Origin of the sequence: Streptococcus danieliae, assembly GCF_009767945.1 — a bacterium.
GTDB classification, from domain to species: domain Bacteria; phylum Bacillota; class Bacilli; order Lactobacillales; family Streptococcaceae; genus Streptococcus; species Streptococcus danieliae.
In genome coordinates, this window is record NZ_WSRS01000014.1 from 21,163 (window position 1) to 28,455 (window position 7,293).

The 7,293-nt window shown below is 44.5% G+C and carries 8 protein-coding genes; 7 read left to right on the plus strand and 1 reads right to left on the minus strand.

The window, feature by feature from the left end; genetic code table 11:
* Positions 1–126: 126 nt before the first annotated feature.
* Positions 127–2,316: an ATP-dependent Clp protease ATP-binding subunit gene (locus tag E5983_RS02735; RefSeq protein WP_160332390.1), complete on the minus strand. Its 2,190-nt coding sequence runs from the start codon at positions 2,314–2,316 to the stop codon at positions 127–129.
* 163 nt (positions 2,317–2,479) lie between these two features.
* On the opposite strand from E5983_RS02735, the gene E5983_RS02740 reads away from it, so the two are divergent.
* From E5983_RS02740 to E5983_RS09795, 7 genes are all read left to right on the plus strand, one after another.
* Positions 2,480–3,067, plus strand: coding sequence for a GNAT family N-acetyltransferase (locus E5983_RS02740; protein ID WP_160332391.1), 588 nt, complete (start codon positions 2,480–2,482; stop codon positions 3,065–3,067).
* A gap of 57 nt (positions 3,068–3,124) precedes the next feature.
* The gene (locus E5983_RS02745) at positions 3,125–3,355 is read left to right on the plus strand and encodes a DUF1797 family protein (protein ID WP_135037840.1); all 231 of its coding nucleotides are present in this window, start codon (positions 3,125–3,127) and stop codon (positions 3,353–3,355) included.
* Between the two features lie 131 nt (positions 3,356–3,486).
* Complete coding sequence (locus E5983_RS02750; RefSeq protein WP_160332392.1) at positions 3,487–4,170, plus strand: amino acid ABC transporter permease; 684 nt, start codon at positions 3,487–3,489, stop codon at positions 4,168–4,170.
* Positions 4,170–4,904 carry an amino acid ABC transporter ATP-binding protein gene (locus E5983_RS02755; protein WP_160332393.1) on the plus strand — a complete coding sequence of 245 codons (735 nt, stop codon included), beginning with the start codon at positions 4,170–4,172 and terminating at the stop codon, positions 4,902–4,904. Before E5983_RS02750 ends, E5983_RS02755 begins: the two co-directional genes overlap by 1 nt.
* 38 nt (positions 4,905–4,942) lie before the next feature.
* A complete protein-coding gene (locus tag E5983_RS02760) occupies positions 4,943–5,794 on the plus strand; it encodes a bifunctional methylenetetrahydrofolate dehydrogenase/methenyltetrahydrofolate cyclohydrolase (RefSeq protein ID WP_160332394.1) in 852 nt (283 codons plus the stop codon).
* A 146-nt stretch (positions 5,795–5,940) separates the two neighbouring features.
* Complete coding sequence (locus E5983_RS02765; protein ID WP_160332395.1) at positions 5,941–6,732, plus strand: 2-keto-4-pentenoate hydratase; 792 nt, start codon at positions 5,941–5,943, stop codon at positions 6,730–6,732.
* Between the two features lie 366 nt (positions 6,733–7,098).
* Positions 7,099–7,293, plus strand: a 195-nt coding sequence (locus E5983_RS09795) for a hypothetical protein (RefSeq protein ID WP_237397565.1), incomplete at its 3' end; no start/stop codon positions are given.

Sequence of the window (7,293 nt, forward strand, 5' to 3'; positions counted from 1 at the left end):
GTTTTTCTTTATTATATCATGATTTCTTTCTATTCATCTTTTTTAAAAGAAAAAAATTGGGGAGCGAGGAAGTGGAGGAATCATTTGAAAAAAAGGTGGGGCTGATTTCCCACCTTTAGAACAATCTTAAGATTCTATCTTTTCCACTTTTTGAGCAGATTTGATAAGAATCTGGCTATTCTGCATAACGGCTTTTAAGTTTTTCTCCTGTGGATGTTCAAGGTAGTAGTCGGTAATGGCATCTTCGATATGGTCTTGGATGGTCCGGCGAATTGGGCGGGCTCCCATTTTTGGATCATAGCCCAGGTCTACCAATTTTTCTTTAACCTTATCGGTTACACTGAGTTGGATGCCATTTTTGCTGAGGCGGTCCCGGACATCTTGCAACATCAAGTCGACAATCTGGAGCAGATTTTCTTTGCTGAGGGCCTGGAATTCGATGATACCGTCAAAGCGGTTCATAAATTCTGGGCTAAAGAAGTTGCCCAATTCGTTCATGACAGAGTTGGTGCGTCCTTCACGGCTAGCTCCAAAACCGACTGAAGCTTCTACCTTACCGGTACCGGCATTTGAGGTCATGATGATAATGGTATCCTTAAAGCTCACAGTTCGTCCTTGACCATCGGTCAAACGGCCATCGTCGAGAACCTGGAGGAACATGTGCATCACATCTGGATGGGCTTTTTCGATCTCGTCCAAGAGGATGAGTGAGTAAGGATTGCGACGAACTTTTTCGGTGAGTTGGCCGGCTTCATCGTAACCGACATAGCCTGGAGGAGCTCCGACTAATTTGGCAACGCTGTGTTTTTCCATGTACTCACTCATATCAAAGCGAATCATGCTATCTGTGGAACCAAAGAGTTCTAGTGCCAACTGTTTGGACAGTTCGGTTTTACCGACACCGGTTGGTCCGACAAAGAGGAAGCTGCCAATTGGCCGGTTGGGGCTACCCAGTCCAACCCGATTGCGGCGGATGGCTTTGGCGATCTTATCGATGGCAGGATCCTGTCCGATAACATGAGCCTTGAGGTCGTCAGCCAGGTTGACCAGTTGGGATTGCTCTTTTTCCTTGAGATCACCAACAGGGATGTTGGTTTTTTGCTCGATAATCGCCTCAATGATTTTTTCTGTAATCACGGGCATGTCTTGGTCATGGATTTCGGTTTTTTGCAGCTCCTTGTATTTGGCAATTTGATCCCGGTAGTAGGCTGCTTTTTCAAAGTCCTCATCACGGGTTGCCTGTGTTTTGAGGCGCTCGGCTTCAATCAAGCGTTGATCCAATTCCTGGGGATCGACAAAGGTTAAGGTCAGGTTCATTTTTGAACCAGCTTCATCGAGGAGGTCGATGGCCTTATCTGGTAGGAAGCGATCTTGGATATAGCGGTTGGAGAGGATAGCTGCCGCTTCAATGGCTTCATCGGTATACTTGACATGGTGGTAGTCTTCGTATTTTTTCTGAATTCCTTTGAGGATAATCAGTGTTTCTGCTACAGATGGTTCATCGACCTTAACGGGTTGCATCCTGCGTTCCAAGGCGGCATCTTTTTCGATGATGCGGTATTCATTGAGGGTTGTTGCCCCTACTAGTTGTAATTCGCCACGGGCCAAGGCTGGTTTTAGGATATTACCCGCATCCATATTGCCGTCGCCAGCACTGCCGGCTCCGACAATTTCATGAATTTCATCGATAAAGAGGATGACATCCTCCCGCTGGCGAATTTCCTCCATCAATTTTTGCATCCGTTCTTCAAATTGCCCCCGGATTCCGGTTCCTTGAACCAGACTCACCATATCGAGTCGAATGACCTGTTTGGATTGCAATTTTTGGGGTACATCGCCGTCGACAATTTTCTGAGCCAATCCTTCAACAACAGCTGTTTTACCAACACCTGGTTCACCGATGAGGACAGGGTTGTTTTTGGTCCGACGGTTGAGAATTTCAATAACACGGATAATTTCTTCGTCCCGACCAATAACAGGATCGATGTCGCCTCGTTTGGCGATATCAGTGACATTGATTCCAAATTCATCCAAGATTCCTTTTGGACGTGGTTTTGCTTGCCTTGCCTGCCGGTCTTGGCCAGGTCGCTTGCCGGTTTCTTCTTGCTCAGGTCGTTGGAAGTTACCCAAGTTTTGGAAGAAGTCGCCAAGTGGATCGCTAGAATTGGAATTTAAGCCCTTGAGTAAGGACGCGTTAGGGTCGGATTTCATAATTTGGTAGCAATTTTGACAAAGGTCAACTTGTTGCTGGTGACCATTAATACTTGTGTAGAGATGAATGGTCGCTTCATTGATTTTACAATTGTGACAAAGCATAACTGATCCTTTCTATTTCTAAAGACATTCTTTATTGGTCAATAAAGGTCAAATTTTCTTCTACTATTGATTATAGCACCTTTTTGTGACTTTGCAAGTAAAAAGTATGAAGGGGATTGACCCTAGAGGTGGGATTTTTTACAATAAAGGAAAGGAGATTTTTATGGATGTTCGAGTAAGATTTGCCCAAGCGAAGGATGCGGAGAAACTACTAGCAATTTATGCCCACTATGTTGAGCACACGGCTATCTCCTTTGAGCACCTACCCCCCAGCTTGGTAGAATTTCAAAGCCGTATGAGACAAATCCAGTCTTTTTACCCATATCTGGTGGCGGAAGCAGATGGCCAGCTTCTAGGTTACTGCTATGCAGGCCCTTTTCGCTCAGCTGCCTCCTATGCTTGGTCAGTCGAGTCGACTATTTATTTGAACCCTAACTGGCAGGGGAAGGGACTTGGTAATCTCCTCTATGATCGGTTAGAAGAGGAATTACAGGCAATGGGAATTTTGTCGATTAAGGCTTGTATTGGGGTAGGAGTCGAAGGGGATCCCTATAGTTCCAAATCCAGTGAACTTTTTCATAGTAAACGTGGTTACCAGCAGGTCGCTCATTTTCCCCAAGCGGGTTACAAGTTTCAGCGCTGGTATGATATGATTTGGATGGAGAAAAGTTTGGGGGAATTTGACAGTCCTCCTGCAGCCCCACAATCTATTTTAAAGGTAAAAAGGGATGTGAATGAGGAAGTCTCCTAGAATTTTGAGGAATTCTATGGTATACTTATTAGGAATTTAATAAATAGGAGAAACGTAATGGAATCACATTTGGTACGCATTATCAATCGTCTTGAAAAGATGGCGACAGATGGCGGCAATTTGAAACGAAATTTTGAACGAGACGGTGTTGTTGTTGCCGAAGTTTCCTATAGCCAGGACGAAGAACTCGGTTCAATCTTTACTTTGCGCGATGTTGAAGCACGTGAAACCTTCACTTTTGATAGCATTGATTTGATTGCAATGGAGATTTACGAACTTTTGTATTAAACTTTCGTGAAAGGAGTGAGACAGTTTTTGTTTCACTCCTCTTTTTGTCGAGTGCCTGAATGAACTTGTTCGCCATCGGGCTTTTTGGTAGAATAAGGGCATATTTACATTTTTTGTTGGAAGGGATTTTCATGTCATTTTCATTTTTACCACAGTTTTTGCCCTACTTTAATTATGGGGCTCTGGTTACTGTTATTGTATCGGTCTTTGTTGTCTTTTTTGGCACCATCTTAGGAATTCTGTTAGCCTTTGCCCAACGTTCCAACTGGGCTGTCCTACGCTGGCTGGCCAATATTTATGTTTGGGTTTTCCGTGGGACACCCATGTTGGTGCAAATTATGATTGCCTTTGCACTTACCCATTTGACGGCACCTTCGATTCAGATTGGGATTTTGCAAGTCGATTTGACACGTCTGATTCCTGGAATTATTATTTTATCCATGAACTCTGGTGCCTATGTGTCTGAAACGGTTCGAGCCGGGATCAATGCAGTTCCTAAGGGACAATTGGAAGCCGCTTATTCCTTGGGAATTCGTCCAGCCAATGCCATGCGTTATGTAGTTTTGCCCCAAGCCGTTAAGAATATTTTGCCAGCCCTTGGTAATGAATTTGTGACCATTGTCAAAGATAGTTCCTTGCTTGCGACCATTGGTGTTATGGAACTTTGGAATGGGGCGCAAACGGTAGCGACAACAACCTACCAGGCCCTAACGCCTCTCTTGGTGGCAGCAGCCTACTACCTTGCCTTAACCAGCTTGTTGGGCTTGGGCTTAAAAACATTTGAAAATCGACTCAAACAAGAGGAGAAGAAATAATGACTGAAACCATTTTAAAAATTGAAGATCTTCACAAGTACTTCGGGAAAAATGAAGTCTTAAAAGGTATTGATTTAGAAATCCACCGTGGTGAAGTGGTTGTTATCATCGGTCCTTCAGGGAGTGGGAAATCGACACTCCTTCGGTCGATGAACCTGTTAGAAGAAGCGACCAAGGGCCATGTCTATTTTGAAGGTGTGGATATTACCGATCCGAAAAACGACCTCTTTAAAATGCGGGAGAAAATGGGGATGGTCTTCCAACAATTTAATCTCTTTCCCAATATGACGGTCTTGGAAAACATTACCCTTTCACCGATTAAAACCAAGGGAATGGACAAGGCGACAGCGGAAGCCAAGGGAATGGAACTGCTAGCCAAGGTCGGTCTACCGGATAAGGCCAATGCCTATCCGCAATCCCTCTCTGGTGGTCAGCAGCAACGGATTGCGATTGCGCGTGGTCTGGCCATGGATCCAGACTTGCTCTTGTTTGACGAACCAACCTCAGCCTTGGACCCAGAAATGGTGGGTGAGGTACTGGCAGTTATGCAGGAATTGGCGGAGTCTGGGATGACCATGGTGATTGTTACCCACGAAATGGGCTTTGCACGTGAGGTGGCCGATCGGGTTATTTTCATGGATGGTGGCTTTGTTGTTGAAGATGGTAGTCCTGAAGCTATTTTTGATAATAGCCAGGAAGAACGGACAAGAAATTTCCTCAGCAAGGTTTTGTAAAACCCAAGCTTGAGAGGATATATTAGGGGAGGTCGCACATGCAACTGTTAGATGGAAAAGCCTTAGCTCTCAAAAAAAGAAAGAACTTGGCTGAAAAAACAGCTCGATTGCTAGCTGATCAGGGCATTCAGCCTTGTTTAGTAGTTGTTCTGGTCGGAGAGAATCCGGCCAGCCAGGTTTATGTACGTAATAAAGAGAAGGCGGCGGTAGAAGCCGGCTTTGAAAGTCGGATCTTACGCTATCCGGAAACGATGGCTGAAACAGATTTGCTGTCCCTACTAGCAGATCTCAACCAGGATCCAGAAGTTCACGGAATCCTGGTGCAATTGCCCCTGCCCCCACAAATTCGAGAAGATCTTGTTTTAGAGGCTATCGATCCTCGCAAAGATGTTGACGGTTTTCACCCCTTTAATGTCGGTCGTTTGTGGACCGGGGATCCCTTACGGGTTCCGTCGACACCAGCTGGGATTATGGCCTTACTGGAAGAGTATGGGATTAACCCTGTGGGTAAAAAAGCGGTAGTCATTGGCCGCAGCAATATTGTCGGCAAACCGATGGCAGAGATGTTGTTAGCAGCAGATGCGACAGTAACCATGGCTCACTCAAAAACAGAGAATCTGGACCAAGTGGCTCGTGAGGCAGACATTCTGGTTGTTGCGATTGGTCGAGGTCATTTTGTGGGACCAGACTTTGTCAAAGACGGAGCGGTGGTTATTGATGTCGGTATGAACCGCAATCCAGAAGGAAAACTGATCGGCGATGTCAATTTTGAGGCCGTAAAAGATAAGGCCGCCTTTTTAACACCTGTTCCAGGTGGCGTTGGTCCCATGACCATTGCCATGCTCTTAGAGCAGACCTTCCAGGCTGCCTCAGAGACTCACCCTGAATAGAAGAAACAAGTCCTTGGAAGTGGTTCTCCAAGGACTTTTAAAATTTCTTACAAAATTTTCAGAAAAATAGGGAAAATTCTGAAAAATATATTGATTTTTCAGACAAAATCTCCTATAATAAAAGCAGAAACTAGGAGGTGTAGCTTATGAAAGAACAGGAGAATGTGGTCGTAGAGGTGTCCCAAAAACTTTTCCAAGCCTTGGATCAGCAGGAAGCATTAGCCATGCAGGAACTAGATGGAGTTGTACAAGATATTGAAACAGCTTACCAAGTTCAAGATGCCTTTGTCGCTCTAAGAGGCGAAGACGTTCAAGGCTATAAGGTCAGTTTGACGAGTGAAGAAACCCAACGGATGTTTGACTCAACAGAACCGTTTTATGGTCAGGAAACCGTTTCTCAATTTGTAAAAGGACCTGTCACCCTATCTTTACAAGACTTGTTAGAGCCCTTGATCGAAATCGAGTTGGTATTCCGGGCCAAAGAAGACCTATCTCCCGAGGATTCTTTGGAAGACTTGTTGGATAAATTGACCCTTGCGCCGGGGATTGAGGTACCTGATGCACGCTTCAAAGAGTGGTTCCCAACCCTCAGCAAATATTTGGTTGTATCCGATAGTGCTGTAGCTGGTCGAATCCTGTATGGAGAAGAGCAGGATCTCAAAGGGCGCTTTACAGTAGCGGAATTGGCCCAAATTCCAGGTGTTCTTTATAAGGATGGAGAAGTTCTCGGTCAAGGTCTGTCTTCCCAAGTTTTAGGCAATCCCCTAGAGTCAGTCAGCTGGTTGGTGAAAAAGCTAGCGAGTCATGGCAAAACCTTTAAAAAAGGCCAACAAGTTTCCAGCGGTACCTTTATTATCCCACCCCACTTGGAAAAAGGACAGTACCGTGTGGAATATGGCAGTGGTGTTGGTCATCTAGACTTGACCGTTGTGGATTAATTCCATGCATCATAAAAGGAAATCTCCCAATCGAGATTTCCTTTTTGCGTTTAAAAAGAGGCCGGGACAAAAGTTTAGCCTCTCTCTTTATGATTAGCAAAATAAGATGACGCAGTAGTTGATTGAGCCTAGCAGCATTGTATGCTGTTAGAGAGTACCTAATCTTTTTTGCGAAGCAAACTCCAATCGTTCGCTTGATAGCGAACATTTCATGTTCGTCCATGTCATAGGCTCAGCGAGTCAATTCCTGACTCGCTGAGAGGACTCCGAACCCGACCTAATCAACCTTGCGGAGGTGGGACAGAACCAATTTTTTCAAATTTAGTTCTGTCCCACTCCCTTCTTAAAATGGTTCTATAATAAGTTGTGTGGAAAGTTCAAATTCCATACAGCTTTTTTTGTCATTCAGAGCACAAAAAGAGAGTGTACAATATCTTGTGTAAACGCAAAAAAAGAATAAATCCTGTTATAGTAGAGTTAGACAAAAAAATACTACTAGAAAGATTTATTCCCATGACCCAGTTTATCACAGATTTAACCACATTTCTAGCTAATCATTCA

What these genes read in the sequence shown, in the direction of transcription:
- E5983_RS02735 (WP_160332390.1), bottom strand. Translation starts at nt 2,316, where the DNA reads ATGCTTTGTCACAATTGTAAAATCAATGAAGCGACCATTCATCTCTAC.
- E5983_RS02740 (WP_160332391.1), top strand. Translation starts at nt 2,480, where the DNA reads ATGGATGTTCGAGTAAGATTTGCCCAAGCGAAGGATGCGGAGAAACTA.
- E5983_RS02745 (WP_135037840.1), top strand. Translation starts at nt 3,125, where the DNA reads ATGGAATCACATTTGGTACGCATTATCAATCGTCTTGAAAAGATGGCG.
- E5983_RS02750 (WP_160332392.1), top strand. Translation starts at nt 3,487, where the DNA reads ATGTCATTTTCATTTTTACCACAGTTTTTGCCCTACTTTAATTATGGG.
- E5983_RS02755 (WP_160332393.1), top strand. Translation starts at nt 4,170, where the DNA reads ATGACTGAAACCATTTTAAAAATTGAAGATCTTCACAAGTACTTCGGG.
- E5983_RS02760 (WP_160332394.1), top strand. Translation starts at nt 4,943, where the DNA reads ATGCAACTGTTAGATGGAAAAGCCTTAGCTCTCAAAAAAAGAAAGAAC.
- E5983_RS02765 (WP_160332395.1), top strand. Translation starts at nt 5,941, where the DNA reads ATGAAAGAACAGGAGAATGTGGTCGTAGAGGTGTCCCAAAAACTTTTC.